The 25,440-nt window shown below is 65.2% G+C and carries 25 protein-coding genes and 1 other RNA gene; 8 read left to right on the top strand and 18 right to left on the bottom strand.

The genetic code is table 11. The features are described from left to right. Positions 1 to 4: 4 nt before the first annotated feature. Complete coding sequence (locus WDLP6_RS08220; protein WP_162591934.1) at positions 5 to 724, bottom strand: amidohydrolase family protein; 720 nt, start codon at positions 722 to 724, stop codon at positions 5 to 7. On the opposite strand from WDLP6_RS08220, the gene WDLP6_RS08215 reads away from it, so the two are divergent. From WDLP6_RS08215 to WDLP6_RS08200, 4 genes are all read left to right on the top strand, one after another. Then, the gene (locus WDLP6_RS08215) at positions 713 to 1,042 is read left to right on the top strand and encodes a hypothetical protein (RefSeq protein ID WP_332105493.1); all 330 of its coding nucleotides are present in this window, start codon (positions 713 to 715) and stop codon (positions 1,040 to 1,042) included. The genes WDLP6_RS08220 and WDLP6_RS08215 overlap by 12 nt on opposite strands. Then, complete coding sequence (locus tag WDLP6_RS08210; protein WP_162591933.1) at positions 1,039 to 1,488, top strand: GAF domain-containing protein; 450 nt, start codon at positions 1,039 to 1,041, stop codon at positions 1,486 to 1,488. The genes WDLP6_RS08215 and WDLP6_RS08210 overlap by 4 nt, the downstream gene beginning before the upstream one ends. A 142-nt stretch (positions 1,489 to 1,630) precedes the next feature. Then, positions 1,631 to 2,410, top strand: coding sequence for an exodeoxyribonuclease III (gene xth, locus WDLP6_RS08205; protein WP_162591932.1), 780 nt, complete (start codon positions 1,631 to 1,633; stop codon positions 2,408 to 2,410). Next, the gene (locus WDLP6_RS08200; RefSeq protein ID WP_162591931.1) at positions 2,407 to 2,916 is read left to right on the top strand and encodes a hypothetical protein; all 510 of its coding nucleotides are present in this window, start codon (positions 2,407 to 2,409) and stop codon (positions 2,914 to 2,916) included. Before xth ends, WDLP6_RS08200 begins: the two co-directional genes overlap by 4 nt. Positions 2,917 to 2,934: 18 nt before the next feature. Here WDLP6_RS08200 and ntrC read toward each other — a convergent pair whose 3' ends face one another. The 13 genes from ntrC to WDLP6_RS08135 form a co-directional block, all read right to left on the bottom strand. Next, complete coding sequence (ntrC, locus tag WDLP6_RS08195) at positions 2,935 to 4,455, bottom strand: nitrogen regulation protein NR(I) (RefSeq protein WP_162591930.1); 1,521 nt, start codon at positions 4,453 to 4,455, stop codon at positions 2,935 to 2,937. A 22-nt stretch (positions 4,456 to 4,477) separates the two neighbouring features. After that, a complete protein-coding gene (glnL, locus tag WDLP6_RS08190; protein ID WP_162591929.1) occupies positions 4,478 to 5,554 on the bottom strand; it encodes a nitrogen regulation protein NR(II) in 1,077 nt (358 codons plus the stop codon). Positions 5,555 to 5,615: 61 nt separating this feature from the next. Next, on the bottom strand, positions 5,616 to 6,125 hold the full coding sequence (locus WDLP6_RS08185) for a hypothetical protein (RefSeq protein ID WP_232076997.1): 510 nt from the start codon (positions 6,123 to 6,125) through the stop codon (positions 5,616 to 5,618). Positions 6,126 to 6,270: 145 nt separating this feature from the next. After that, positions 6,271 to 7,686, bottom strand: coding sequence for a type I glutamate--ammonia ligase (glnA, locus tag WDLP6_RS08180; RefSeq protein WP_162566547.1), 1,416 nt, complete (start codon positions 7,684 to 7,686; stop codon positions 6,271 to 6,273). A 147-nt stretch (positions 7,687 to 7,833) separates the two neighbouring features. Then, complete coding sequence (locus WDLP6_RS08175; RefSeq protein WP_162591928.1) at positions 7,834 to 8,634, bottom strand: competence/damage-inducible protein A; 801 nt, start codon at positions 8,632 to 8,634, stop codon at positions 7,834 to 7,836. Next, entirely contained in the window at positions 8,631 to 9,503 is an 873-nt protein-coding gene (locus WDLP6_RS08170; RefSeq protein WP_162591927.1) for an EI24 domain-containing protein, read from the bottom strand. Before WDLP6_RS08170 ends, WDLP6_RS08175 begins: the two co-directional genes overlap by 4 nt. A gap of 56 nt (positions 9,504 to 9,559) precedes the next feature. Further along, positions 9,560 to 10,531 carry a sterol desaturase family protein gene (locus WDLP6_RS08165; protein ID WP_162591926.1) on the bottom strand — a complete coding sequence of 324 codons (972 nt, stop codon included), beginning with the start codon at positions 10,529 to 10,531 and terminating at the stop codon, positions 9,560 to 9,562. 30 nt (positions 10,532 to 10,561) lie between these two features. After that, positions 10,562 to 11,359, bottom strand: a complete 798-nt coding sequence (locus tag WDLP6_RS08160; protein ID WP_162591925.1) for a polysaccharide deacetylase family protein — start codon at positions 11,357 to 11,359, stop codon at positions 10,562 to 10,564. After that, on the bottom strand, positions 11,346 to 12,314 hold the full coding sequence (locus WDLP6_RS08155; protein WP_443083449.1) for a YVTN family beta-propeller repeat protein: 969 nt from the start codon (positions 12,312 to 12,314) through the stop codon (positions 11,346 to 11,348). The genes WDLP6_RS08160 and WDLP6_RS08155 overlap by 14 nt, the downstream gene beginning before the upstream one ends. Before the next feature lie 47 nt (positions 12,315 to 12,361). Continuing rightward, on the bottom strand, positions 12,362 to 13,120 hold the full coding sequence (locus WDLP6_RS08150) for a pseudouridine synthase (RefSeq protein WP_162591924.1): 759 nt from the start codon (positions 13,118 to 13,120) through the stop codon (positions 12,362 to 12,364). Then, positions 13,120 to 14,739, bottom strand: coding sequence for a gamma-glutamyltransferase (ggt, locus tag WDLP6_RS08145; RefSeq protein ID WP_162595015.1), 1,620 nt, complete (start codon positions 14,737 to 14,739; stop codon positions 13,120 to 13,122). The genes WDLP6_RS08150 and ggt overlap by 1 nt, the downstream gene beginning before the upstream one ends. 143 nt (positions 14,740 to 14,882) lie before the next feature. Next, positions 14,883 to 16,475, bottom strand: a complete 1,593-nt coding sequence (locus tag WDLP6_RS08140) for a methyltransferase regulatory domain-containing protein (protein ID WP_232076995.1) — start codon at positions 16,473 to 16,475, stop codon at positions 14,883 to 14,885. A 139-nt stretch (positions 16,476 to 16,614) separates the two neighbouring features. Further along, complete coding sequence (locus tag WDLP6_RS08135) at positions 16,615 to 17,340, bottom strand: FadR/GntR family transcriptional regulator (RefSeq protein ID WP_162595013.1); 726 nt, start codon at positions 17,338 to 17,340, stop codon at positions 16,615 to 16,617. Between the two features lie 136 nt (positions 17,341 to 17,476). Between WDLP6_RS08135 and WDLP6_RS08130 the strand changes: the two genes are divergently transcribed. Beyond that, positions 17,477 to 18,238, top strand: coding sequence for an SDR family NAD(P)-dependent oxidoreductase (locus WDLP6_RS08130; protein ID WP_162591923.1), 762 nt, complete (start codon positions 17,477 to 17,479; stop codon positions 18,236 to 18,238). Further along, positions 18,229 to 19,323 (top strand): aldose epimerase family protein, encoded by a 1,095-nt coding sequence (locus tag WDLP6_RS08125; RefSeq protein WP_162591922.1) that lies wholly within the window; start codon positions 18,229 to 18,231, stop codon positions 19,321 to 19,323. Before WDLP6_RS08130 ends, WDLP6_RS08125 begins: the two co-directional genes overlap by 10 nt. Before the next feature lie 74 nt (positions 19,324 to 19,397). Here the strand turns inward: WDLP6_RS08125 and ssrA are convergent. The 4 genes from ssrA to ompA form a co-directional block, all read right to left on the bottom strand. After that, positions 19,398 to 19,785: a transfer-messenger RNA gene (ssrA, locus tag WDLP6_RS08120) on the bottom strand. Between the two features lie 12 nt (positions 19,786 to 19,797). Beyond that, positions 19,798 to 20,466 (bottom strand): phosphoglycolate phosphatase, encoded by a 669-nt coding sequence (gph, locus tag WDLP6_RS08115; RefSeq protein WP_162595012.1) that lies wholly within the window; start codon positions 20,464 to 20,466, stop codon positions 19,798 to 19,800. Then, positions 20,466 to 21,185: a bifunctional 2-polyprenyl-6-hydroxyphenol methylase/3-demethylubiquinol 3-O-methyltransferase UbiG gene (ubiG, locus tag WDLP6_RS08110; protein WP_162591921.1), complete on the bottom strand. Its 720-nt coding sequence runs from the start codon at positions 21,183 to 21,185 to the stop codon at positions 20,466 to 20,468. Before ubiG ends, gph begins: the two co-directional genes overlap by 1 nt. Positions 21,186 to 21,311: 126 nt before the next feature. After that, positions 21,312 to 21,959 carry an outer membrane protein OmpA gene (gene ompA / locus WDLP6_RS08105; RefSeq protein ID WP_162566536.1) on the bottom strand — a complete coding sequence of 216 codons (648 nt, stop codon included), beginning with the start codon at positions 21,957 to 21,959 and terminating at the stop codon, positions 21,312 to 21,314. Between the two features lie 224 nt (positions 21,960 to 22,183). Between ompA and gyrA the strand changes: the two genes are divergently transcribed. Next, positions 22,184 to 24,832 carry a DNA gyrase subunit A gene (gyrA, locus tag WDLP6_RS08100; protein ID WP_162591920.1) on the top strand — a complete coding sequence of 883 codons (2,649 nt, stop codon included), beginning with the start codon at positions 22,184 to 22,186 and terminating at the stop codon, positions 24,830 to 24,832. Beyond that, positions 24,829 to 25,431 carry a DUF2059 domain-containing protein gene (locus WDLP6_RS08095; RefSeq protein ID WP_162566534.1) on the top strand — a complete coding sequence of 201 codons (603 nt, stop codon included), beginning with the start codon at positions 24,829 to 24,831 and terminating at the stop codon, positions 25,429 to 25,431. Before gyrA ends, WDLP6_RS08095 begins: the two co-directional genes overlap by 4 nt. The last annotated feature ends 9 nt before the right edge of the window (positions 25,432 to 25,440 follow it).

Genomic DNA, 25,440 nt, shown 5'->3' with positions numbered 1-25,440 from the left:
CGCCTCAGGCGGCGCGCGGCCCTTCTGCCACACGGGCGCTCGCGAGCTGGCGCAGGAACACGCAGGGGTCGCCATCCGGCCCGCAACACACGGCGGAGGCCGGCTTGCGATAACGCCCATGCGGCGCACTCGCGCGCATCGCGGAAACGGGCCTCGGCGCCGCAGCGCCGGCCAGCAGCCTGGCCAGCGGCCGTTCGAGCAGGTGCACGTCGCCTTCGAAGACCGTGCCCGCCACGCGCACGTCCTTCAGGCGTTCGGCGCCGAGCTCGAAAAGGTCGTCCTCGAGCACCGTGAAGTCCGCCTTCTTGCCGGCCACGATGGAGCCGATCTCGTGGTCGAGCCGCAGCGCGAACGCGGCATCGATCGTGATGCCGCGCAAGACCTGCTCGACGCCGAGCATCTCTTCGGGCGAGACACGGCGGCCCGAACGGGTGGTGCGCGTCGCGGCACACCATGCAAGCAGCAGCGGCGCCATCGGCGCCATCATGAAATCGGAATGGAAGGGCACGCGCAGCCCGTGGCGCACCATCGAGCCGGCCCGCACGATCTGCGCCGCGAGCACGGCGTCCATGCCGCCGTCGCCATTCACGTGCACGTGCAACTGGTAGCCTGCATCCCAGAACACGCGCACGCCCTCGGTGAGCACCGCGGGACTCATCAGCCATTCGCCATGGTGGCCGTCGATGCAGCCGGGCGGATTCATCTGCATCAGTTGCGAGAACATCGCGCCGTCGGCGAACAGCTTCACCGCCTTCGAGAAGCACGCGGCGGCTCTCTCAACCCGAAGCTCGACGAGCTGCTCAACGCGGCCGGCGCCAGCCTCGACCCGACGCAGCGCAAGGCCTGCTACGCGGCCTTGCAGAAGATCGTGACCGACGAATTGCCGCTCTACATCATCAACCAGGTGCCCTACTACACGGCGACCGCAAAGAACGTCGGCAACGTGCCCAACTCGATCTGGGGACCGCCGTCGCCGATGGACGAGGTCTACCTCAAGCAGGGCGGCCACGTGCGCGGTCGGAGTGCTAATCTCGGCCGATGAAACCCGATCATGAACGCGCATTGCAGGCGGTGGAAGCCGCGCTGCAGACCGCCGATGCGCCGGCGCAGAAGCTCACGGCTGCCTGCCGGATCCTGCAGCAGCTGCCAGGCTACACCGGTGTCTACCTCTATGCGCTGGAAGAAGACACGCTGGTGCTCAAGGCCTTCCATGGGCGCGTCACGGAACACACCCGCATTCCCTCCGGCAAGGGCATCTGCGGCGCCAGCGTCCAGACCCGGGCGCCGGTCGTCGTGACGGACGTGGGAAGCGATCCGCGCTATCTGGCCTGCAATCTCGAGACGCAGTCCGAGATCGTCTTTCCCATTCTTCGCGGCGACGCCTATCTCGCCCAGATCGACGTCGACTCGGACGACAGGGCCGCGTTCGGCGCCGATGACGAAGCGTTCCTGGCGCGGGTTGCAGAGCGGCTCGCGCCGCTTTTCTAGCGTCTTGAAGCGCCTCGCGTCGTGGTGCCGGATGCGCTCGAAGCCTACGTCCTGCGCCTTTTTTGTTGTTAACCTCCGGGCTCTGCGTGGCGCCGCGGAAGTCGGCTGCGCCGGCGGGATCCATCGAGAGCTTGCAAGACCCATGAAAATCGCCACTTGGAACGTCAACTCCCTCACCGCCCGCCTGCAGCACGTGCTCGACTGGCTGATCGCCAACCCGGTCGATGTCCTGTGCCTGCAGGAACTCAAGATGAGCGACGACAAGTTCCCGCTCGACGTGCTGAAGTCGGCCGGCTACGAGGCCGTCGTGTTCGGTCAGAAAACCTACAACGGCGTCGCGATCCTGAGTCGCACGCCGGTGCGCGACGTGGTGAAGAACATCGGCGGCTTCACCGACGAGCATTCGCGCGTGATCAGCGCGACGCTCGACACGCCCGCGGGCCCGCTGCGTATCGTCAACGGCTACTTCGTCAACGGCCAGGCACCGGGCAGCGACAAGTTCGCCTACAAGATGAACTGGCTGCGTGCGCTGCACGACTGGCTGCACGGTGAACTTGCCGCGCATCCGCAGCTCGTGCTGCTCGGCGACTTCAACATCGCACCCGAGGACCGCGACAGCTTCGACCCCGTGGGCCTGGCGGAAACCATCCACCACACGACCGAGGAGCGCGACCATTTCAAGGGGCTGCTCCAGCTCGGTCTGACCGACGGCTTCCGGCTGTTCGATCAGCCCGAGAAAAGCTACTCGTGGTGGGACTACCGCATGCTGGGCTATCAGAAGAACCGCGGCCTGCGCATCGACCACGTGCTCGTGAGCGCGCCGCTCGTGCCGCGGGTGAAGTCGTGCATGATCGACCGGGTGCCGCGCAAATGGGAAAAGCCGAGCGACCACGCGCCCGTGACCATCGAGATCGACGCATGAAAATCTCTCTCGTCCTGTCGGTGCTGGCCGTCACGCTCGGTCTCTCCGGTTGCGGCCTGTTCAAACAGGGCACGAACGAAGGCGCGCCCGCCGCCACGCCGCAGGCCGGGAACGAAGCCGCAGGGCCCTCGAACGAAGTGCCGACCGTGCGGTTGATCACGGCGCAAACGCCAGCCGTGCGCGCCTATCGGAAGATCGGCGCCAGGCACATCTACAAGACCTATCCGAAGCGCATCTACAAGGGCCGCATCCCGCCGCTGGTCTACGCCGTGGTGGTCACGGAAACCGACATCGACAGCACGGGTCACGTGACCGGCGTGCACTTCAGCCGCACGCCGAGCCATGCGCCGGAGGTGAGCGGAAAGATCGCCGAACTCATTCGCGAGGCCTCACCGCTGCCCAACCCCGGCAAGCTCGGCGCGCACACCTATGTCGATACCTGGTTGTGGGACAAGAGCGGCCAGTTCCAGCTCGACTCGATCACCGAAGGGCAGCGCAGCCGCTGATCGCCGCCGGCGGTGAATCTATTCCAGGCCGAGTTCCTGGATCTTGCGCGTGATGGTGTTGCGGCCGATGCCCAGCCGTTGTGCGGCCTCGATGCGTCGACCTCGGGTGCTGGCCAGTGCCGTGAGGATCAATCGCGACTCGAAGCGCCGCGACAGCGCATCCCACACATCATTGCGACCGGCGGCCAGGAGGGATTGCGCCTCCCGCTCCAGGCCGCTTTCCCATCCGGCGATCTGCGCCGTCTCGGCATGCGCGGCCGGCGTGGCGGATGGAGCGCCAGCGTGCTGCTGCGCAGCGCTCGGCGCCTCGCGCTCGATCGCGGCCGCCGGCACCGCGGCCGCGTCGGCTGCGGGAGCCTCGACGGCCGCCAGCGCCATCACCTCAGGCGGCAGATCCTTCGCCTCGATCAGTTGCGCCGGCGCCATCACGGTCAGCCAGTGGCAGATGTTCTCGAGCTGCCGCACATTGCCGGGAAAACCGAAGGTCGCGAGCTGCACGAGCGCCGCGTCCGAGATGCGCTTGGGTTCCACGCCGAGCTGCTTGGCGCTTTGCTGAAGGAAATGGCGCGTGAGCGCGGGGATGTCCTCGCCGCGCTCGCGCAGCGCCGGCAGCCGCAGCCGGATCACGTTGAGCCGATGGAACAGGTCTTCGCGAAAGCCGCCGAGCTTCACGCGCTGTTCGAGATCCTGGTGCGTGGCGGCGATCACGCGCACGTTGGCCTTGACCGAGTTGTGTCCGCCCACGCGATAGAAATGCCCGTCGCTCAGCACGCGCAGCAGCCGCGTCTGCAGGTCGAAGGGCATGTCGCCGATCTCGTCGAGAAACAGGGTGCCGCCTTCGGCCTGCTCGAAGCGTCCGCGCCGCATCGTCTGCGCGCCGGTGAAGGCGCCGCGCTCGTGGCCGAAGAGCTCGCTTTCGAGCAGGTCCTTGGGAATGGCAGCGGTGTTGATGGCGACGAAAGGGCCGCTGGCGCGCGACGAATGCTTGTGCAGCGCGCGCGCCACCAGTTCCTTGCCGGAGCCCGACTCGCCGGTGATCAGCACCGTGACGTTGCTTTGCGAGAGCCGGCCGATCGCGCGGAACACGTCCTGCATCGCGGGCGCCTGGCCCAGCATCTCGGGCGCTTCGGCCATGCGCTCCTCGGCCACTTCCTCGCGTTGACTCTCGTCGACTGCACGACGGATCAGCTCGACGGCGCGCGGCAGGTCGAAGGGCTTGGGAAGGTATTCGAAGGCACCGCCCTGAAAAGCCGACACGGCGCTGTCGAGGTCGGAGAACGCGGTCATGATGATGACCGGCAGGCCCGGATGCCTGGCCTTGATCTTGTCGAGCAGCTCGAGCCCGGAGCCGCCCGGCATGCGGATGTCGCTCACCAGGACCTGCGGGCCCTGCATCTCGTCATCCGTCGCGGCCTCGAGGGCGGCAAGCACCTCCCGGGTGTTGGTGAAGCTGCGGGTCGGCATGTCTTCGCGCAGCAGCGCCTTTTCCAACACGAAGCGGATCGATTGGTCGTCATCCACTATCCAGATCGGCTTCATGCAGCTCCTTGTTGCCTGGCTGCTAGGGCAGCGGTATCAATATCTTGAAATCGGTTCGTCCCGGGACGCTGTCGCACTCGATCACGCCATGATGCTGCTGCACAAAAGTTTGCGCGAGCGTCAATCCCAGCCCAGTCCCGCCTTCCCTGCCCGAAACGAGTGGATAGAAGATACGGTCCTTGATCGTGTCCGGCACACCCGGTCCATTGTCGATGACATGCAATTCCAGTGCCAGTCGATACCACTGCTTGTTGAAGATCACCTGGCGCGCGATGCGGGTCCTGAAGGTGATCTGCGCATCGCCGGCCGCGCGACGCTCGGCGAGCGCCTGCGCCGCGTTGTGGACGATGTTGAGCGTGGCCTGGATGAGCTGCTCGCGATCGCCGCGAAACTCGGGAATCGACACGTCGAAATCGCGCTCGATGTGCAGGTCGCGCGGAAACTCCGCGAGGATCACGGAACGCACCCGTTCGCACACCTCGTGGATGTTGACGTCACCGACGACATGCGGCCGGCGGTGCGGCGCCAGCAGGCGATCGACCAAAGTCTGCAGCCGATCGGCTTCATGGATGATCACCTGCGTGTATTCGATGAGGTCGCGCGACTCGACTTCCATCTGCAGCAGCTGCGCCGCGCCGCGGATGCCGCCGAGCGGATTCTTGATCTCGTGCGCGAGGTTGCGGATCAGTTCCTTGTTGGCTTGCGCCTGATCGAGCAGCCGCTCCTCGCGGTCCTGCCGCGCCTGCTGCTCGAGCGCCGACATCTCGATGATCAGCTCGCCGGGCCGGTCGCTCTGCGCGAGTGTCACCAGCACCGGCATCAGGTCATGGTTGACGCGGCGCAGCAGCGCTTCGTAGCGCAGCGTCGCGAAGTCGTTGCTGCGCGCACCCTCGATGGCGGTGCGCAGCACGTGCGGCTCGTGGAAGCAGGCGCCGAACTGCGAGCCCTCGAGCGTTCGGCGGGAGGTGCCGAGCGCATCCTCGAGGCCCGAGTTGGCGAACAGCACGGAGCCGTCCATGCGGACCACCGCAATCAGCGTGGACAGCAGATCGAAGGACTGGAAGCGCTTGCCGGCGCCCGCGGGCTTGCCGAAGGCCATGCGCTCAGGCCGCCGTCGGGCGAATGGCCGGCAAGTGCAATGCCGAAGAAGACAGCGCCATTCAGGGACTGGACGGCTGCGGCGGCAGGCGACCGAGCTCGCGGCGGATGCCCGCGATGTCGCTCTCGTTGCGCGCGATCTCGGCCTTCATGTCGGCCACGCGGTCGAGATACTTCTGGTAGTTCTTGCTCTCGCTGCCCTGCTTTTCGGGCTCGCCATTGTTGTAGTCCTTCCGAAGCTGGGCCTGGCGGTCTTCCGCCTTTTTGAGTTCTGACTGCAGCACCGAACGGGCCTCGCCGTCGCGCGCACGCTGGTCGGCGCTGTCGACCCGGGGACTGCCGGCCGGCGCCCGAACCGCACCGCCCCCTGACGCCGCAGCGGCCGCGGGACGGGTGCCCTGCACCACGGTGACGTTGCCGCCTTCCATCACCTTGCAGCCGCGCTGCTGGGCGACGGTCGCGTTGTTGGTGTATTCGTTGCCGCAGCGCCAGACACGCTCCTGTGCCTGGGCCTGAACGTGCACGCCGGCTGCCGCGAAGGCGGCCAGCAGGAAAGCGGGAAGTGTCTTCATGGTCATGGATCTGGGTAGCACGGCAAATCGGCATTCTCGTTGCAATTCGAAGCAGCAAGCACGCCGAGGTTCCCGACCAAAGAAAAAGGACGGCGGTGCCGTCCTTTTTAACGCAATCGTGCGCGAAGCCCCGGGGCGAGCAACATTACAAGGAGTAGTACATGTCGAACTCGACCGGGTGCGTCGCCATCCGGAAGCGGGTGACTTCCTGCATCTTGAGATCGATGTAGGCATCGATGTACGCATCGGTGAACACGCCGCCCTTGGTCAGGAAGGCACGGTCCTTGTCGAGATACTCCAGCGCCTGGTCGAGGCTGTGGCACACGGTCGGGATCAGTGCGTCTTCTTCCGGCGGCAGGTGGTAGAGGTCCTTGCTGGCCGCTTCGCCCGGATGGATCTTGTTCTCGACGCCGTCGAGACCGGCCATCAACAGGGCCGCGAAGCCCAGGTACGGGTTCATCAGCGGATCGGGGAAGCGCGCTTCGACGCGGCGGCCCTTCGGGTTCGCGACGAACGGAATGCGGATCGACGCGGAACGGTTCTTGGCCGAGTAGGCCAGCTTCACCGGCGCCTCGAAGCCGGGCACCAGGCGCTTGTAGCTGTTGGTGCCGGGGTTCGTGATGGCGTTCAGCGCACGGGCATGCTTGATGATGCCGCCGATGTAGTGCAGCGCGAAATCGCTCAGGCCCGCGTAACCGTCGCCGGCGAACAGGTTCTTGCCGTCCTTCCAGACCGACTGGTGCACGTGCATGCCGGAGCCGTTGTCGCCGACGATCGGCTTGGGCATGAAGGTCGCGGTCTTGCCGTAGGCGTGGGCCACGTTGTGGATCACGTACTTCTGCAGCTGGATCCAGTCGGCGCGCTGGATCAGCGTGCTGAACTTGGTGCCGAGCTCCATCTGGCCCGCGTTGGCCACTTCGTGGTGGTGCACTTCGACCGGGATGCCCAGCGATTCGAGCACCAGGCACATCTCGGAGCGCATGTCCTGGAAGCTGTCGACCGGCGGCACCGGGAAGTAGCCGCCCTTGGTGGCGGGACGGTGGCCGGTGTTGCCGTGCTCGAACTCCTTGCCGGTGTTCCACGAGGCTTCCTCGGATTCGATCTTGACGAAGCAGCCGGACATGTCGTTCTGCCAGCGCACGCCGTCGAACACGAAGAATTCGGGCTCCGGACCGAAGAAGGCGGTGTCGCCCAAGCCGGATGCCTTCATGTACGCCTCGGCGCGCTTGGCCAGGGAACGCGGGTCGCGCTCGTAGGGCTTGCCGTCCGACGGATCGACCACGTCGCAGGTCAGGATCAGCGTGGTCTCTTCGAAGAAGGGATCGATGTTGGCCGTGTTGGGGTCGGGCATGAGCTGCATGTCCGAGGCCTCGATGCCCTTCCATCCGGCGATCGAGGAGCCGTCGAAGGCGTGGCCATCGGTGAACTTGCCTTCGTCGAACGCCGAGACCGGCACGGTCACGTGCTGCTCCTTGCCGCGGGTGTCGGTGAATCGGAAGTCGACGAACTTGACCTCGTTTTCCTTCACGAGTTTGAGTACATCGGCGACGGTCTTTGCCATCAGGTTTCTCCTGGTTTGGATAGTGGTTGGAAGTACGGAATCGGGAATGCAGTTTCTATGCCATTGCGGGCGCGCGCGGAACACGCGCTGGGCATCCCCGGGGCGGCCGTCAGTCGGCATTTTGCAGCCAAAATGGTGCGCACCAAGTTAGCGCACCAATTCGGGGCCAAGCTTTGCCTTAAAGCCGTGCAGTCCCTCGATCAGCGCCGCATAGGCGGACTCGATACGATCGGCCGGGCCCTTGACGCCGAGTTCGATGTGACGACCGTGCACGGCATGGTCCACGCTCGGCAGGCTGAACACCTTGATGCCCGGATGCGCGTGCTCGACGGCTTCCATGAGCGGCGTCAGCGCCGCCTCCATGGCACCGTAGACGATCACGGATTTCTCGACCGCGGAGCCGCGGGCGAAAAGCTCGGCGTACTGCGTGTCGAGCACCGATTCGATCATCGGCCAGGCCATGATCGGAAAGCCCGGCACGAAATGCACATGCCCGACGCTGAAGCCCGGAATCTTGTTGTAGGGGTTGCGGATGATTGTCGCACCCTGCGGAAACACGCCCATGTTGAGGCGATGGACGTTGTCCGGGCGGTCCGCCTCGTAGGCGGTGCCTTGCTCGCGTGCCGTGTCCTGCATGCGCTCGCGAATCAGCAGCTCGGCTTCGGGATGCAGGGCCAGCGGAACCCGCAACGCCTTGGCGGCGCACTGGCGGGTGTGATCGTCCGGAGTGGCGCCGATACCACCGGTGGAAAACACGATGTCGCCCGACGCGAAGGCCCGTTCCAGCGCGGCCGTGATGCGTGTGGGCACGTCGCCGACGTATTCGGCCCAGGCCAGCTCGAGGCCGCGCGCGGCGAGCAGTTCGATCACCTTGGGCATGTGCTTGTCGGCACGCTTGCCGGAGAGGATTTCGTCGCCGACGACGATCAGACCGAATGCACGGGTCATGGCGCGCCCCATTGAGTGGCGGTCGCGCGGGCATCCGCCAGCTCGACCGCAGAAGTTGAAACGGCTGCGGCCGCGCGCTGCGCCCGCAGTTGCGCCAGCGCGTCGAGGCAATAGTGCCCGAACCAGAGCGCCGAGAACGCGAACACGAGCGTGTAGATCCAGATCGCGAGCGGCACGAGGACGAAGAAAGCCGCGGCGAACAGCAGCCCCGACGCCCAGACGATGCTGGGTGCCGCGCCCAGGTAGCCGCACAGCACGCCGATGCCCAGCAGCGGCAGCCGATGCACCCGCAGGAGCACGTCGCGCTCCTCCGGGCTCGCGTGGCCGGACAGCGCATCGAAGCTCATCACGCGGTAGGTCAGCCAACCCCAGATCAGCGGTGGAAGGACCAGCACCAGCGGCGGGATGAGCCAGAGCGGCATCGACACGACCAGGGCGAGCAGCGCCAGCACCGTGAGGCCGAGCGATCGGGCGACGCCGCCGATGAAGGACGCGCCCCGCTTCTGTTCCAGGGTCGGGAAACGCCGTTCGGCCACCAGGCGCGTCAAGGCCGGCGCCATGAACCCGGCGACCACCAGCAGTGCCACCACCACCAGCACCGGCGTGGCCGCGACCACTACCACCAATGGGGCGAGTGCGGCCGTCACGTTGCCCGAGAACAGGCGTCCCATCCAGCCCCAGAAGCTCGACAGCAGGGGCCACGCATCCAGCGCGCCGCGCGTCCAGCTCACCGCTGCATCCCAATAGAAATAGCCGAAGATCGCCGTCAGGATCGCCATGATCGCCAGCGGCAGCAGCGAGAGCACGACCACCCGCGGGTGCATGCAGTAGGCCACCGAACGCCAGAAAGAATCGAGGAGGAGACGCATCGACGCCGAGGATAACGCCTGCGTGTGAAGCAAAGTGGCCGGCGTGAAGGCGCCGTTCAGCCCCGATTGACCAGCCGCCGCAGCCCCAGCCACTGCTGCGCCCAGAAGCCGCGCCCGTAGTCGCGCACGCGGCCCTGTGCATCGGGTTCGACCTGGTCGCGAATGCCGGTCGCCTCGTAGCGACCCTCGAAATTCCCGGTGCGAAACAGGATGTCCCACCAGGGCAGCAGCACGCCGAAGTTGTGGCCGCCCAGCGTGCGCGGGCCGTGCGATTCGTGCCCGATCCCGATGCTGTGGTGGAGACGGTGAAAACGCGGACTGACCCAGAGCCTTTCGCCGATGGCGCCGAAGCCCAGGCGCAGGTTGGCATGCTGCAGGCTCTCGCTGAGCTGCATGAAGGCCACGATCGCGATGAACTGCCCCGGTGCGACGCCGATCAGCTGCGCGACGACGACGATGATCGTGTCGTGGATCACGTCGTCGAGCAGGTGGTTGCGGTTGTCGCTCCACATGGTCATCTGGCGCTGCGAGTGATGCAGCGAATGCAGCGCCCACCACCATCGAAAGCCGTGCTGCCCGCGATGGATCAGGTATTCGACCAGGTCGAGGACCACCAGGTAGATCGCGAAGGCGATCCAGGGCACATCGGTGACGCCCGGCCAGAGCTCGTCCAGATGAAGGCTGCCCCAGCCCGCGGTGCGCACGATGCCCAGCAGATGGTCGAACAGCGGCACCAGCGCAAAGAACATCGCCAGGCGGAACAACCCGAGCCGATGGATCAGCGTGTACAGGATGTCGGTGCGGATCGCGCGGCGGTCGACCACCGGCTCCGCCGGGCGCCAGCGCTGCAAGGGTCCGATCACGGCGACCAGCACCGCGATCTGGATCAGGCCGACCAGCACCCAGCCGGTGGCATCGAACGCGTCCTCGACCCAGCCGCCGAGGCCGATGGCATAGACCAGCGGCTGCACGGCAGACTCGAAGAGCCACTGCTGCACGAACGCAAATTGATCGGTGAACCAGTCCATGAACGAGCGATCCTGCTCAGCGAAAAAGGTTCAGGGATGCGCGGCGATCCAGGCCCGGTACGCCGGGTGCTGGCGCAGCGTCTCGAAGCAGAAGCCCTTGGCTTTCAGCCCGACGATGAGCGGCTCGAGGTCGGCCGGCGCCCAGGGATCCTTGCGCGACCAGATGCCCAGATGCGCCAGGAGGATGTCCCCTGGCCGGATGGTGTCCAGCGCCTGTTTCAGCAGCTTCTCGTTGCTGAACTTCTCGCTCGGCAATTCGTCGCCGAGAAAGCCGGCCGGCGCCCAGCCCACGTACGCGTACCCGCAGGCTTTCGCGGCCGCCAGCAGCTTGGGCGAGGTCTTGCCGCCCGGCGCCCGGAACAGCGGCAGCGGCTTCTTGCCGGTGATGGCCTGCAGGCGCTCGGAGGCCTTGGCAATGTTGGCGCAATACTGCTTCGCGTCCCAGGTGAACTCATGGCCTGCATCCGGCCCGGCCGATGGCTTGATGCGAAAGCGCACGTCGGCGCCCGGCACGTCGCCGCGCCAGTAGGCGTGGTCGTAGGTATGGGACGCGAGCTCGTTGCCTTCGGCCGCCCTCGCCTTCCACCACGGCGCCCAATGGTCGTCCAGGCTGTCGCCACCGCTCTTGGTCGGTTCCGCGGCCGCGAAGAAGGTGACGCGCACGTCCTGCCGCTTGAGCACCTCTGCCACGAGCGGCGCGATGGCCATGTGGCCGGTGTCGAAGGTCAGGTACACCGGCTTCGTGCAACTGCCCTGGGCCACGGCCACTGTGGACGCGACACAGGCCATCGCCAGAAGCGCGACCGCGGCGTACTTACGACTTGGCATGATCCAATGTCCAGACACCATGGGGCGAGCGCCCCACCTTGACCTGCTGCGCCACCTTGTGGCCAACGAGATCGACGACGCTGAGCTTCCTGGCCCAGCGCGACGTCACGTAGAGCGTCTTGCCGTCGGCCGAGACATCCATGCAATCGGGGCCGCCGGGCACGGGATAGGTGTCGGTGACCTGAAGCGTTTGCAGATCGATGCGGCTGATGGTGTCGGCCACACGGTTGCTGATGAAGACGCTGCGCCCGTCGCCGGCCGAGCGGAAGGCATGCGCTCCCTTGCCGGTGAACAGCTTGCCGACCAGCTTGGGCTCGGCGCCCGCGACGTCGAAGATCTGCACGCCGTCGCCGCCCGTCAGGCCGACCAGCAGCGTCTTGCCGTCATGGATGCCGAAGATGTCCGCCGGCATCGGGCCGGTGGCCACGCGCCAGCGGATGGTCTGCGTGGCGAGGTCGACCGCGATCAGTTCGTCGCTGTCCTGCATCGTGACGTAGGCGGTGGTGCTCTTGCCGTCGATCCAGATGTGGCTGGGCGTCTTGCCCGAGGGAATGCGCTTGACGAGCTTGGGCTCCTTGCCGTCCCAGCTGTAGATGTCGACATGGTTCAGCCGGTTGCCGGCCGTGACGAACCATTTCATGTCGGGTGAGAAGCGAAGCTGGTACGGATCGATGATGCCGTAGACCACGCGCTGGACTTGTGCGGTGCGGGGATCCAGGAAAGTCAGGGAATCGCCGGCCGAGTTCGCGACGATCAGGGAGTGCTCGTCGGGGGTCAGATAGAGATGGTGCGGCTCCTTGCCCGTCGGGATGCGGAGTCGCTCGGTCCAGGTGGCCCGGTCGATCACGCTCACGCTCGCATCGAGCGAATTGAGCACGAAGATGGGGGGTGGCTCGGCGGCATGCGACGGCAGCGCGGCGCAAACAAACAAAAAGGCCGCAAGGCGGCCTGTCAGGGAAGAAATGAAGCGCAAGGGAGGGTTCCGGAAGAAGGCTTCCGAGTTTAACGATCCAAGCCCTCGGCTGGCTGACCTGGACGCGCGCTTCGCAGGGCCTCGACCTGCTGGGCGCCGAGCCAGCGCCATTGGCCCGGCGCCAGATCCGCGGGCAGTGCGAGCGCGCCGATGCGCGAGCGGTGCAGCGCCTCGACCCGGTTGCCGACGGCCGCCAGCATGCGCTTGACCTGGTGGTATTTGCCTTCGGTGAGGGTGAGCCTCAGATGCAGCGGCCCGACGATCTCGCATGCCGCCGCGCGCACCGGCTTCGGGTCGTCGTCGAGCACGACGCCGGCCAGCAGCTTCGCCACTTGTGCATCGTCGAGCGGATGCTTGGCGCTCACCTCGTAGACCTTCGGCACATGGTGTTTCGGCGAACCCATTCGGTGGATGAACTGGCCGTCGTCCGTCAGCAGAAGCAGTCCCGTGGTGTCCTGGTCGAGCCGGCCGATCGCCTGGACGCCTTGTACCGCGCCCTTGTTCGGCCGCAGGCGCAATGGCGACGGCAGCAAAGTGTAGATGCTGGGATAGGTCGACGGCTTCTGCGAGCACTCGGTGCCGGCCGGCTTGTGCAGCATCAGGTAGGCTTTCTCGTGGTACGCCCACTCGGTGCCCTGCACCGTGAAGCGCAAGCCATCGACCGGGACATCGTCGCTGGCGTCCGCCACGACTTTGCCTGCCACGCGCACCAGGCCTTGCTGAACCAGCCCGGCGCAGACCCTGCGCGTGCCAAAGCCCTGGGTGTAGAGAATTTCTTCGATACGCATCAGTACCCCAGCGCCAGACCTGTCTTGTAGCGCGGATCGTTCGCCCCGAAGAAGCGGGCGCCGGCCACCGGTGCGCCCTTCAACGATGGCGCTCCGATGAGGATGGCTGCCACGTGATTGGCAGGCTGTTCCGTGCCAAGCTTGTGGCCCATGCCGAGCAGGATCTTTCGCGTGTCGGCAGACAGCGCGAAGGGCTCGAACTCGGTCACGTCAGGCTGCCATTGCTGGTGAAAGCGTGGCGCATCCACGGCCTCCTGCAGGTCCATGTCGTGGTCGATCACATTGAGGATGGTTTGAAGCACGGTGGTGATGATCCGGCTGCCCCCGGGCGTGCCGACGACGAGCACCGGCTTGCCGTCCTTGCTGACGATGGTCGGACTCATCGAACTCAGCGGGCGTTTGCCCGGTGCGATGGCATTGGCCTCGCCCTGCACCAGGCCATAGAGATTGGGCGCACCGATCTTCGAGGTGAAGTCGTCCATCTCGTCGTTCAACAGCACGCCGGTCCTGGCGGCCGTGACCCTGGCGCCGAACCAGTCGTTGAGCGTGTAGGTCACGGACACGGCATTGCCCCATCGGTCGGCGATCGAATAGTGTGTGGTGTTCGTGCCCTCGTGCGGCGCAACGCCGGGCATGATGTCTTTCGAGACGCCGGCCTTCCCGGGATCGATCACGCCGCGGATCTTCTCTGCATAGCCCTTGTCGAGCAGGCGGTCCAGCGGGTTCTTCACGAAGTCAGGATCACCCAGATAACTGTTGCGGTCCACGTAGGCGTGCCGCATTGCTTCGATCTCGTAGTGCACGGCCTGCGCCGAATGAAAGCCCAGGTCCTTGAGCGGATAGCCTTCGAGGATGTGGAGCATCTCGCAGATGATCACGCCGCCCGAGCTCGGCGGCGGTGCCGAGACGACGTGGTAGCCACGGTAGTCGCATTCGATCGGCGGCAGTTCGCGCGTTGTGTACTGGTCGAGGTCGGCCTGCGTGATGAGGCCCTTGCCGGCGCGGCTGGATGCGACGATGGCCGCGCCCACCGGGCCTTTGTAGAAGCCGTCCGTGCCTTTCGCGCTGATGCTGCGCAGCGTCTTCGCCAGGTCCTTCTGCACCAGCCTCTGGCCGGCGACGAGGGCTTCACCCTTGTCGAGAAAAATGGCGGCCGATGCAGGATCTTCGCTGAGGTCGGCCGTGGCCCTGGAGAATATCTCGACGTCGCCTTGATCGAGGGTGAAGCCGCGCTCGGCCAGCCGGATGGCAGGTGCCAGCAATGCGCTGCGTTTCATCGTGCCGTACTTCTCGCGTGCGTACTCCATGCCGGAAACGCTGCCCGGCACGCCGACCGCCAGATGCCCCTTGGTGCTCAGGCCGCTGATGACGTTGCCGTCCTTGTCGAGGTACATGTTGGCGGTGGCAGCGAGCGGGGCTTTTTCGCGGAAGTCCAGGAAGGTCTTGCGGCCATCCGCGAGTTGGATCGTCATGAAGCCGCCACCGCCCAGGTTTCCGGCCGCGGGATAAACCACGGCCAGCGCATAGCCGACCGCGACCGCGGCATCGATCGCATTGCCTCCACGCTGGAGCACATCGACACCGGCGTGCGTCGCCAGATGCTGCGCGGTGACGACCATGCCGTTCTCGGCCGCGACCGGCGCTCGCGAGGCGGCTTGAACCTGCGCCGCGCTCACCAGCACGAACGCGGCCGCAATGACTGTGCGCCATCCCGGGATCCATTCAGCGTGTCTCAGAGCACTTTCCTTTTTCAAACGACGATTCAGGATACGAGCAGCCCCTTGCGCCGCAGGTCCCGGAGCGCAAGAGCCACCTGCTCTTGCGTGAATGCGCACAGCGCCTCGTCGTCGGTGACGGGCTTGTCTTCCTTGATGAAGCGCAAGCGTTCCGCGCGCGCCTCGGCCGCCAGATGTTGCGCCAGGTCGTCATGCGAATGCTTGCCGTCGAGCAATGGCAGCACGCAGCGCTCGAGCATCGACAAGCCGACCGGCTCGTGCCACTGATTGCAGACTTCGGCCGAAGGTCCCACGCTCAGCGCGAGGCCGCGCGCGCCGCGCACGGCCTCGAGCGCACGCGGGAACTCCGACACGTAGGAAGCAACCTGCGGCGCAGAGCGTCGGATGCGTACGGCACCGAGGATCAGAAGCTGCTCGAGCATGGCCATCACGACCGGCTCCACCGCCGCACGGGGCTCGCCGGTGCGGGCCGAGCCGCTGGCGACCAGCGCATCGATCGAGACGGTCGCCGGGTAGCGCTCGTCGAGTACCTGCGCCACGGCCTTGTGAACCGGCAGACGCAGCGTGACATTGAGCTTGCGTATCGCATGGCAGGGCTGTTCGACCGCATCGAGCGTCAGCGCCCGGCCATCCACTGCGGCGAACGTGCCCGCGAATTCCAATGCGCGGATGCGCTCCGGATCGAGCCGATACCGGATGTCGGTGGCGCGGTCCTGCTTGACGAGCAGCGTCTGGCGGAAGGTCCGATTGACCAGGAAGTCCAGGTACTGCTCCATCATGATCTGGCTGCCGCCGCACTCGCGCAATAGGGGTTCGCGCACCTTGTCGCCGTAGTTCTGGACGAACATCGACGATGGCTCGGCATCGGCCAGATAGCTCAGGCCGTGCGCACCGGCGCGCGCAACGAACTCCTTGAAATAACAGGGTGCGTTGCAGGGCTCGAGGAACTCATGCAGCAGATAGGACTTGTTCGCGGACCGCACCAGCGGCATGTTTTCCTCGAGCGTCTTCTTGAGCACGCTGTCGGGCCGCGCCGACTGCTCGAGGAATTCGAGCATGCCGCGCGCATACGACAGCTTTTCGTCCGGCTCGTCGCGCGGCGCCCCGCGCAGGATCATCGCGTCGCGCACGATCTCGCGGGCCTTCCAGCCGGGATAGACGTTGTAGCTGACATAGGCCACGCCATCGGGCGCGAGATTCTGGGCGCACACGCGCAGGATCGCGTCCTGCACCGGCTGCGGCACCCAGCTGTAGACGCCATGGCAGATGATGTAGTCGAACTCGCCGAAGGAGGCGTCGATGTCCGCGATGTTGAAGGCGCGCAGTTCGATGTTCATCAGGCGCGCCTGCGCGATGGCCGTCGCCCCCTGCCGGACCTGGACTTGCGACAGGTCCACGCCCGTGGCACGCAGGTCCGGATGCCGGGCGGCCAACGGAATCAGATTGCCGCCGGCGGCACAACCGAGCTCGAGCACCCGGGCTTTCTCGGGCGGCGGCGAGCGCAGGCCGAAGAGAAAGGCGAGCGCCTCCAGATGTTCCACGCTGGCCTGCGGAAATGGGTGCGAGTCGTACGGCACGGTGTCGTAGTAGCTCGTGAGCGCGGTGGTCACTGAATCCATGGGTGTCCTCTCTCTGCACGCGGCTGGCATGGACGCCGATTTTTTTATGAACATGCAAGCTGCGCTCGGCAGCGACGCCGACTATAGCTCGCATGCCGGCGAATGAAAGCACAAGAACCAAAGAACGAGATTCCCGTTTCTAGGCCCGATCGACATCGCGATCGAGGATCTCGGAAAGATCCTTGCGCGTCGCCTCGAGCTGCACCAGCGCGGCGCGACGCGCAGCGCGCGGATTCCGATTCGAGATGGCCTTCAGGATGGCCTTGTGACGCGGCAGCGACAAGGCATGCGTGTCGGGATGCCGGCTGCTGAGCTTGATGGACTCGCGCAGTGCCAGCGAGAGCATGTTGCCGATGTAGGCCAGCAGATCGTTGCCGGTTGCCTGCGCGATGCGCCGATGGAACGCGAGATCGGGCTCCAGCAGTTCTTCGGGTGTTTGCGCGGCTTCCATGCCTGCATAGGCTTCGGCGATGGCCTGTACGCCTTGTGCGCTGGCCACCTCGGCGGCCAGTTGCGCGGCGGCCGGCTCGAAGATGCGGCGCACGGTCAGCAGGGTCTCGACGAACTCCGCCGGCGGCCGCGTCTGGATCAGCCAGTACAGCACGTCGGGGTCCAACAGGTGCCAGTCGCTTCGTGGCCGCACGATGACACCCGTGCGCTGCCGGGAGATCACGAGCCCCTTGGCGACGAGCACACGCGTCGCCTCTCGCAAGACCGAGCGGCTCACTTCATAGGCGGCGCAGAGGGACGGCTCCGGCGGAAGCAGGTCGCCCGGCTTGTAGCTGCCGGCGACGATCCGGATGCCCACGTCGCGCACGATCTGCGAATGCATGCTCTTGCGGTCCGGCGGTTCGCGGTAGCCCAGATCGCGATGCGGGGCGTTCGTCTCGTCGATGGGCACGGGCTGGATCCTCCGATGGACTCAAGGGGTGGTGGCCGGATGTCGATGCGGCACGATATAGTCAGACTAATTAAAACACCGACCTCCCGGAGACGCCGCCATGACCCATGCCCGATACCCCAGCCTGACCGACCGGACCGTGCTCATCACCGGCGGTGCCACCGGCATCGGCGCCAGTCTGGTCGAGCATTTCGCAGACCAGGGCGCAAAGGTCGGCTTCATCGACATCGATGCGCGAGCCGGTGCTGCGCTCGCCGACGCGCTGGCAGGATCACGCCACGCACCGCTCTTCGTCGAGACGGACCTGACGGACATCCCCGCGCTGGAGGGCGCCATCGATACCGTGCGCAAGCGCTTCGGCCCCCTTCTCGTTCTGCTGAACAATGCGGCCAACGATCGCCGCCACAGCATCGACGAGACCACCGCACAAGCCTGGGATGCCGGCATCGCGGTGAATCTGAAGCATCAATTCTTCGCGGCCCGCAACGTAGCCGCGGACATGCGCCAGGCCGGCAGCGGCTCGATCGTGAATTTCGGCTCCATCAGTTGGATGCTCAAGCAAGGGGGCATGCCGGTCTACACCACGGCCAAGGCCGCCGTGCAAGGCCTGACGCGCAGCCTTGCACGCGATCTCGGGGCGTTCAACATCCGCGTCAACACGCTGGTGCCGGGCTGGGTCATGACCGAGAAGCAGGTGCGCCTGTGGGTGGACGACGCAGCACGCGCCGACATCGCGCGGGGACAGTGCATCAACCGGCCCTTGATGGCGGAGCACATTGCGCGCATGGCGCTTTTTCTCGCCTCCGACGACAGCGCGATGTGCACGGCCCAGGACTTCGTGGTGGATGGAGGATGGGTGTGAGCCGGCCGCCGGATGCGCACCGCGCCAGCGTCACGCGCCGGGAGTTCGGCCGCCTCGCCGACGGCCGGACGGTGCATGAATACACGCTGGACAATGGCCAGGGACTTTCGCTCTGTGCCATCAACCTCGGTGGCATCGTCACCGCGATCCGGGTTCCGGACCGCGAGGGCCGGGTCGACAACATCGTGCTCGGCTTTGCATCGCTTGCAGATTACGAAGCACCCCATCCGCACTTCGGCACGATCGTCGGACGCTACGCCAACCGGATCGCCGAGGGCCGCTTTTCGCTGGACGGCGCGCATGTTCAGCTGGACGCGAACGACGGCACCCACACCTTGCATGGCGGATCGACCGGCTTCGGCAAACGGTGGTGGAACATCGTGCCCATCGCGCCCGCCACCGACGGCAGCGTCGGGCTCAAGCTCGACTATCTCAGCGAGGACGGCGAACAGGGCTTTCCGGGCCGGATGCAGGTCGAGGTGCATTACGTGGTCACGCCCGCGAACGAGTGGCGCATCGGCTATCGCGCCACCTGCGATCGCACGACGGTCGTCAATCTCACCCAGCACAGCTATTTCAATCTCGCGGGTTCGGGCAGCGCGCTGAATCACCGCCTTGCCATTCCGGCCAGTCGCTATTGCCCGATCGACGAGGGTCTGATTCCCGAAGGCACGGCGGACGTGGCGGGAACGCCTTTCGACTTTCGCGACGATCGAGCGATCGACGAGCGCATTCGATCCGGGCATGTCCAGTTGGTCAGGGCGCGCGGCTATGACCACAACTGGTTGCTGGATGCGGGCGAGACGGCGGCGCCGCACCTGGCCGCGCGCCTCACGGATCCGAGTTCCGGCCGCATGCTGGAAGTCGAGACCACCGAGCCGGGCCTGCAGTTCTATTCGGGCAATTTCCTGGACGGCCGCCTGGTGGGCGCAGCCGGCAACGCGTACAGGCAGGGCGACGGGCTCTGCCTGGAGACGCAGCACTATCCGGACTCACCGAATCGCCCGGACTTCCCGTCGACGGTACTGCGGCCGGGCGAAGTCTTCTCTAGTACGACCCTGTACCGGTTCGGCATCCGAGACTGATGCTGGTCCCAGGGGGACGTACGATCCCTCGCGCAGGCCCTGCTCACGAGGGCCTCGGTCCGGATGTCGTTGTATGGTGGAGCTGGGGGGATTTGAACCCCCGTCCGCAAGCCTTCGTCGCGCAGATCTACATGTTTAGCGATCTGATTTAGGTCTCGCCACCGGTGTCGCGCAGTCGCACGCTACACCGGCCGCCAGCACCCTATTTTCTCGTCCCGACCCAAGGTACCCGGATCAGGACCAGCCCATGTAGATTATCTTTGCAGCCGGGAGGCGTCGGATTGCTCCAGCGCCCCCTTGCCCAGCCCATCGGCCTGCTGTTGCAAAGCTCACCGGCAATTAAGCGGCGAGTGCGAAACGTTCGTCGTTTGCAGTTAGTTTGTTTGAATCTGTTTTACGAGCGCATTCAGCTCGACATGCCCCGCTGCGATTCCGAACCCGCGTCGAAACCAGTGCAGCCCCAAGTGAGCTATTTTAGGCCTGTTTGAGCAGTTGCAAGAGTTCCAGAGGCGAAGCGATGGCGGCATCGGCCTCCCACCGCGTGACGTCCGCATCCGCGCCCATGTAGCCATACGCAGCCGCCACCGTCCGCATGCCGGCGGCGCGGCCCGCGATCATGTCCCGCTCGTCATCGCCCACGTAGATACAACAGGCTGGCGACACGCCGAGCCGGCGCGCGGCCTCGAACAAGGGTTCGGGATGCGGTTTGGCATAGGGGGTGGTGTCGCCGCTGACGATGGCACGTGCCGTTTCGAACAACGGCAGAGCACGCGTCAGCGGGCCCGTGAATCGAACGGACTTGTTCGTGACCACACCCCACTGCAGCCCACGCGCGCGCAACGCATCGACCAGTTCCGATATGCCCTCGAAGACCCGCGTATTCCGCAGCATCCGAGCCTCGTAGTTGCGAAAGAACTCCTCGCGCAAGGGCTCGAACTCGGAGGCGTCGGGGGCGATGCCGAACGCCACGCCCAACATGCCGCGCGCACCGGAGCCTGCCATCGGCCGATAGCGATCCAACGGAAGCGATGGCATGCCCCGATCCGTGCGCATCTGGTCGGCCGCAGCCCCGAGATCGGGGGCGCTGTCGATCAACGTGCCATCGAGGTCGAACAAGACGGCCGTCGTTTCGTCCCGCGCCATCATCGAAGCACCACCGGCTTGCGGGTCGCAAACATGTAGTTGACGCTCGTATCTTCGCTCAGGCGGTAGCGGCGGGTCATCGGGTTGTATTCCATCCCGCGCGTGTGGCGCAGGTCGAGGGCAGCCGTACGGCAATAGGCCGCGAGTTCACTCGGGCGAATGAGCTTGCGGTATTCGTGCGTTCCGCGCGGCAACATGCCGAGGACGTATTCGGCGCCGACGATGGCGAACAGGAATGACTTCAGGTTCCGATGAATCGTCGAAAAGAACACCCAGCCGCCGGGCTTGACAAGTTGAGCGCAAGCATTTACGACCGAGGCAGGCTCCGGCACATGCTCCAGCATTTCCATGCAGGTCACGATGTCGAAGCTTTCCGGCTGTTCCATGGCGAGCGCCTCGACGCTGACCTCGCGGTATTTCACACCGGGGGTCGCGGCTTCCAGTGCGTGCAGCTGCGCGACCTTCAGTGCCTTGTCGGCCAGATCGATGCCGAGAACGTCGCTGCCCTTGCGCGCCATCGCGTCGGCCAGAATTCCTCCGCCGCAACCGACATCCAGCACCCGGGATCCGGCGATAGGCGCTATGCCGTCGATCCATTCGAGGCGCAGCGGATTAATTTCGTGCAACGGGCGGAATTCGCTTTCCTGATCCCACCAACGATGCGCAAGTTCGGAAAATTTGGCGAGTTCGGCCGGATCGGCATTCACGGTATCTGTCATGCCCCGATTATGAAACGCCGCCAATTGCCAACGTCGCCAAGCGAGCGCCGGCGACACGCCTTGCAATCGGAAAAGGCATAAAAAAACCCCGCCGAGGCGGGGTTTTTCATCGAGGATTCTTGCGAATCACTGAGCGCGGGTACCTACCACTTCGATTTCAACGCGGCGGTTCTTGGCGCGACCTTCCTTGGTGCGGTTATCAGCCACCGGTTGCGACTTGCCCTTGCCTTCGGTGTAGACACGGTTGCGCTCGATGCCCTTCGAGACCAGATAGGCCTTGACGGCTTCAGCGCGGCGAACAGACAGGCGCTGGTTGTAAGCCACGGTACCGATCGAGTCGGTATGGCCGACGGCAATGATCACTTCGAGGTTGATCGGCTTGATCTTCTGCACGAGGTCATCCAGCTTCGCACGACCTTCGGGCTTGAGCACCGACTTGTCGAAATCGAAGAATGCATCGGCAGCGAAGGTCACCTTCGAGGCAGCGACGGCGGGCGGCTGCGGCGCAGCGGGAGCAGCAGCAGGCGCAGCAGCAGCAGGAGCCGCCGGAACCAGCGCACCGTCGCAACCTGCGGCAGCCGTTGCCGGCGTCCAGTTGGCGTCACGCCAGCAGAGTTCGTTGGTGCCGTTTTTCCAGACCAGTTCGCCGGTGCCGTTTTGCCAGTTGTCAATCACGGGGCCACCGTTCGCGGCGGTGACACGGGTCTGCGCGCCGGCGGCTGTGGCGAGCGCAGCGACTGCAAACATCATCGCCACTTTATTCAGTTTCTTCATGGTTCTCCTCTTGGGGAAAAAGCCGCAGCCGCGCTGCGAATCAAGGACGCTTTAAGTGACCACCACCCAAAACGTTGAGGCGATTGTGCCATAGGGTCTTTGGCAAACAGCCCGTGAGGCGCTCCCGAAACGTAGGACGGAGGCGGAATACCGGCCTTGTGTTGCGGCGGTGCGACACCCTCCGGAGCGTAAAATTTCGGCTCCTTGCTGTCCGCCCGCCGCTCATGACCTCGTTCGCCAAAGAAACACTACCCATCAGTCTCGAAGAGGAAATGCGCCGCAGCTATCTCGATTACGCGATGAGCGTGATCGTCGGCCGGGCGCTTCCCGACGCACGTGACGGCCTCAAGCCGGTGCACCGGCGAGTGTTGTTCGCCATGCACGAGCTGAACAACGACTGGAACCGGCCGTACAAGAAATCCGCGCGCATCGTGGGCGACGTGATCGGCAAGTACCACCCGCACGGCGACCAATCGGTGTACGACACCATCGTGCGGATGGCGCAGAACTTCTCGATGCGTCACATGCTGGTTGATGGCCAGGGCAATTTCGGCTCGGTGGACGGGGATTTGGCGGCGGCCATGCGCTATACCGAGATCCGGCTGGCAAAAATCGCGCACGAAATGCTGGCCGATATCGACAAGGAAACCGTCGATTTCGGACCGAATTACGACGGCTCCGAAAAAGAGCCTTTGGTATTACCCAGCAAGCTACCGAATCTGCTGGTCAATGGCGCCGGCGGTATCGCGGTCGGCATGGCGACCAATATTCCACCGCACAACCTGAATGAGGTGGTCGACGCCTGCCTGCATCTGTTGCGCCATCCCGACGCAGGGATCGACGACCTGATGGAGATCGTGCCGGCCCCCGACTTCCCCACGGCCGGCATCATCTACGGCATCAACGGCATCAAGGACGGCTATCGCACCGGCCGCGGCAAGGTCGTGATGCGCGCCAAGTGCCACTTCGAGGACATCGATCGTGGACAACGGCAGGCGATCATCGTCGACGAGCTGCCCTACCAGGTCAACAAGAAGACGCTGCAGGAGCGCATGGCGGAGCTGGTGCACGAGAAGAAGATCGAGGGCATCAGCCACATCCAGGACGAGTCCGACAAATCGGGCATGCGGCTGGTCATCGAGCTCAAGCGCGGCGAAGTGCCCGAAGTGGTGCTCAACAACCTCTACAAGCAGACGCAGCTGCAGGACACCTTCGGCATCAACATGGTGGCGCTGGTCGACGGCCAGCCGAAGCTGTGCAACCTCAAGGACCTGATCGAGGTCTTCCTGCAGCATCGCCGCGAAGTCGTCACGCGGCGCACGGTCTACACGCTACGCAAGGCGCGCGAGCGCGGCCATGTCCTCGAGGGCCTTGCCGTCGCGCTCGCCAACATCGACGAATTCATCGCGATCATCCGCAATGCGCCCACGCCACCGGTCGCCAAGGCCGAGTTGATGACCCGCGCATGGGACAGCAAGCTGGTGCGGGAGATGCTGACGCGCACCCGCGCCGACGGCGGCGTGATCAATGCCGATGACTACCGTCCGGATGGCCTCGAGATCGGCTACGGCATGGGTTCGGACGGGCTCTACCGCCTGTCGGACACGCAGGCCCAGGAAATCCTGCAGATGCGCCTGCAGCGCCTGACCGGCCTCGAGCAGGACAAGATCGTCGCCGAATACAAGGAAGTGATGGCGGAGATCGACGATCTGCTGGACATCCTCGCCAAGCCCGAGCGCGTATCCGTGATCATTGGCGACGAGCTCACCACGATCAAGCAGGAGTTCGGGCAAAGCAAGCTCGGTGCGCGCCGCAGCCAGGTCGAGCACAGTGCCTTCGATCTCTCGACGGAAGACCTGATCACGCCCACCGACATGGTCGTCACGCTCTCCCACAGCGGCTACATCAAGAGCCAGCCGCTGGGCGAATACCGGGCCCAGAAGCGCGGCGGACGCGGCAAGCAGGCCACCGCGACCAAGGAAGACGACTGGATTGATCAGCTCTTCATCGCGAATACGCACGACTACATCCTGTGCTTCTCCAACCGCGGCCGGCTCTACTGGCTCAAGGTGTGGGAGGTGCCTGCCGGTTCGCGCGGCTCCCGCGGGCGCCCCATCGTCAACATGTTCCCGCTGCAGGAAGGCGAGAAGATCAACGTCGTCCTCGCGCTGACTGGCGAGAAACGCACCTTTCCGGCCAACCAGTACGTGTTCATGGCGACCTCGATGGGCACCGTCAAGAAGACGACGCTCGACGAATTCAGCAATCCGCGCAAGGCCGGCATCATCGCGGTGGACCTCGACCCCGGCGACTATCTCGTCGGTGCCGCGCTGACCGACGGCGCGCACGATGTCATGCTGTTCTCCGACGGCGGCAAGGCCGTGCGTTTCGACGAGAACGACGTGAGGCCGATGGGGCGCAACGCGCGCGGCGTGCGCGGCATGACACTCGAGGACGGCCAGGGCGTGATCGCGATGCTGGTGGCGGAAGACGAGGCTCAGAGCGTCCTGACCGCCACGGAAAATGGTTACGGAAAACGTACAAGCATTACCGAGTACACGCGTCATGGACGCGGAACCAAAGGCATGATCGCGATTCAACAAAGTGAGCGCAACGGCAAAGTCGTGGCGGCAACTCTCGTGCATGCCGACGACGAAATCATGCTCATCACCGACAAGGGCGTGCTCGTACGCACCCGTGTCTCCGAAATTCGCGAACTGGGGCGTGCGACGCAGGGTGTCACGCTCATCGGACTCGACGAAGGCGCCAAGCTCAGCGGGCTGCAGCGCATCGTCGAGAACGACGCCAATGTCGAGATCGAGCCCGGTGCCGACGACACTTCCCCATCATCTTCAACGGAGAATCCTCAGTGAACAAAATCAAACTCGCGCTTCTGACGGTTGCGCTCGCCAGCAGCTCGATGGCCATGGCGCAGGACAAGGCTGCGCTGATCAAGCAGTTCCTCGATCTGCAACGCCCGGGCATCGAATCGCTTGCGCGCGGACTGGTCGAACAGTCCAGCGCGCCGATCGCGCAGGCAGGGTCGCAGTATCTGCAAACGCAGGTGCCGGCCGACAAGCGCGAAGCCGCGGCCAAGGCGGCCGACGCGGAACTCAAGAAGTACTTCGACGAATCCTTCCCGATCGTGCGTGACAAGGCCGTGCAACTCGCGCCCACCACCATCGGCCCGATCCTGGAACAGGGCTTCACCGAAGACGAGTTGCGCCAGTTGGTGGCGTGGATCAGCTCGCCGCTGGCCAAGAAGTACCAGGAGCTCAACCCGAAGATGCAGACCGCGCTCACCGAAAAGCTGGTGGCCGAGACGCGCGCGAGCATCGAACCCAAGATGACGACGCTCGACGCCAACGTTGCCAGAGCGCTGGGCGCCCCCACCAACGGCGGCGGGGCAGCATCCTCCTCGGGCGGACAGGCACCGGCGAAAGCAGCGCCCAAGGCGCCTGCCAAGAAGTGATGCAGCCCG

It is taken from the genome of Variovorax sp. PBL-E5, assembly GCF_901827185.1.
Classification (GTDB): Bacteria; Pseudomonadota; Gammaproteobacteria; order Burkholderiales; family Burkholderiaceae_C; genus Variovorax.
The sequence above is the reverse complement of the archived record's forward strand: the minus strand, read 5'-3'. Positions and strand labels throughout refer to the sequence as shown.

Coding starts and splice junctions, on each gene's coding strand:
- WDLP6_RS08185 (WP_232076997.1), bottom strand. CDS start 6,125: ATGAAGACACTTCCCGCTTTCCTGCTGGCCGCCTTCGCGGCAGCCGGC.
- glnL (WP_162591929.1), bottom strand. CDS start 5,554: ATGGCCTTCGGCAAGCCCGCGGGCGCCGGCAAGCGCTTCCAGTCCTTC.
- ggt (WP_162595015.1), bottom strand. CDS start 14,739: ATGGTCGTCACCGCGCAGCATCTGGCGACGCACGCCGGTGTCGATGTG.
- WDLP6_RS08140 (WP_232076995.1), bottom strand. CDS start 16,475: ATGGATTCAGTGACCACCGCGCTCACGAGCTACTACGACACCGTGCCG.
- WDLP6_RS08125 (WP_162591922.1), top strand. CDS start 18,229: ATGGGTGTGAGCCGGCCGCCGGATGCGCACCGCGCCAGCGTCACGCGC.
- xth (WP_162591932.1), top strand. CDS start 1,631: ATGAAAATCGCCACTTGGAACGTCAACTCCCTCACCGCCCGCCTGCAG.
- WDLP6_RS08220 (WP_162591934.1), bottom strand. CDS start 724: ATGTTCTCGCAACTGATGCAGATGAATCCGCCCGGCTGCATCGACGGC.
- WDLP6_RS08175 (WP_162591928.1), bottom strand. CDS start 8,634: ATGACCCGTGCATTCGGTCTGATCGTCGTCGGCGACGAAATCCTCTCC.
- ubiG (WP_162591921.1), bottom strand. CDS start 21,185: ATGACAGATACCGTGAATGCCGATCCGGCCGAACTCGCCAAATTTTCC.
- WDLP6_RS08165 (WP_162591926.1), bottom strand. CDS start 10,531: ATGGACTGGTTCACCGATCAATTTGCGTTCGTGCAGCAGTGGCTCTTC.
- WDLP6_RS08200 (WP_162591931.1), top strand. CDS start 2,407: ATGAAAATCTCTCTCGTCCTGTCGGTGCTGGCCGTCACGCTCGGTCTC.
- glnA (WP_162566547.1), bottom strand. CDS start 7,686: ATGGCAAAGACCGTCGCCGATGTACTCAAACTCGTGAAGGAAAACGAG.
- ntrC (WP_162591930.1), bottom strand. CDS start 4,455: ATGAAGCCGATCTGGATAGTGGATGACGACCAATCGATCCGCTTCGTG.
- WDLP6_RS08210 (WP_162591933.1), top strand. CDS start 1,039: ATGAAACCCGATCATGAACGCGCATTGCAGGCGGTGGAAGCCGCGCTG.
- ompA (WP_162566536.1), bottom strand. CDS start 21,959: ATGAAGAAACTGAATAAAGTGGCGATGATGTTTGCAGTCGCTGCGCTC.
- gph (WP_162595012.1), bottom strand. CDS start 20,466: ATGGCGCGGGACGAAACGACGGCCGTCTTGTTCGACCTCGATGGCACG.
- WDLP6_RS08160 (WP_162591925.1), bottom strand. CDS start 11,359: ATGCCAAGTCGTAAGTACGCCGCGGTCGCGCTTCTGGCGATGGCCTGT.
- gyrA (WP_162591920.1), top strand. CDS start 22,184: ATGACCTCGTTCGCCAAAGAAACACTACCCATCAGTCTCGAAGAGGAA.
- WDLP6_RS08170 (WP_162591927.1), bottom strand. CDS start 9,503: ATGCGTCTCCTCCTCGATTCTTTCTGGCGTTCGGTGGCCTACTGCATG.
- WDLP6_RS08130 (WP_162591923.1), top strand. CDS start 17,477: ATGACCCATGCCCGATACCCCAGCCTGACCGACCGGACCGTGCTCATC.
- WDLP6_RS08150 (WP_162591924.1), bottom strand. CDS start 13,120: ATGCGTATCGAAGAAATTCTCTACACCCAGGGCTTTGGCACGCGCAGG.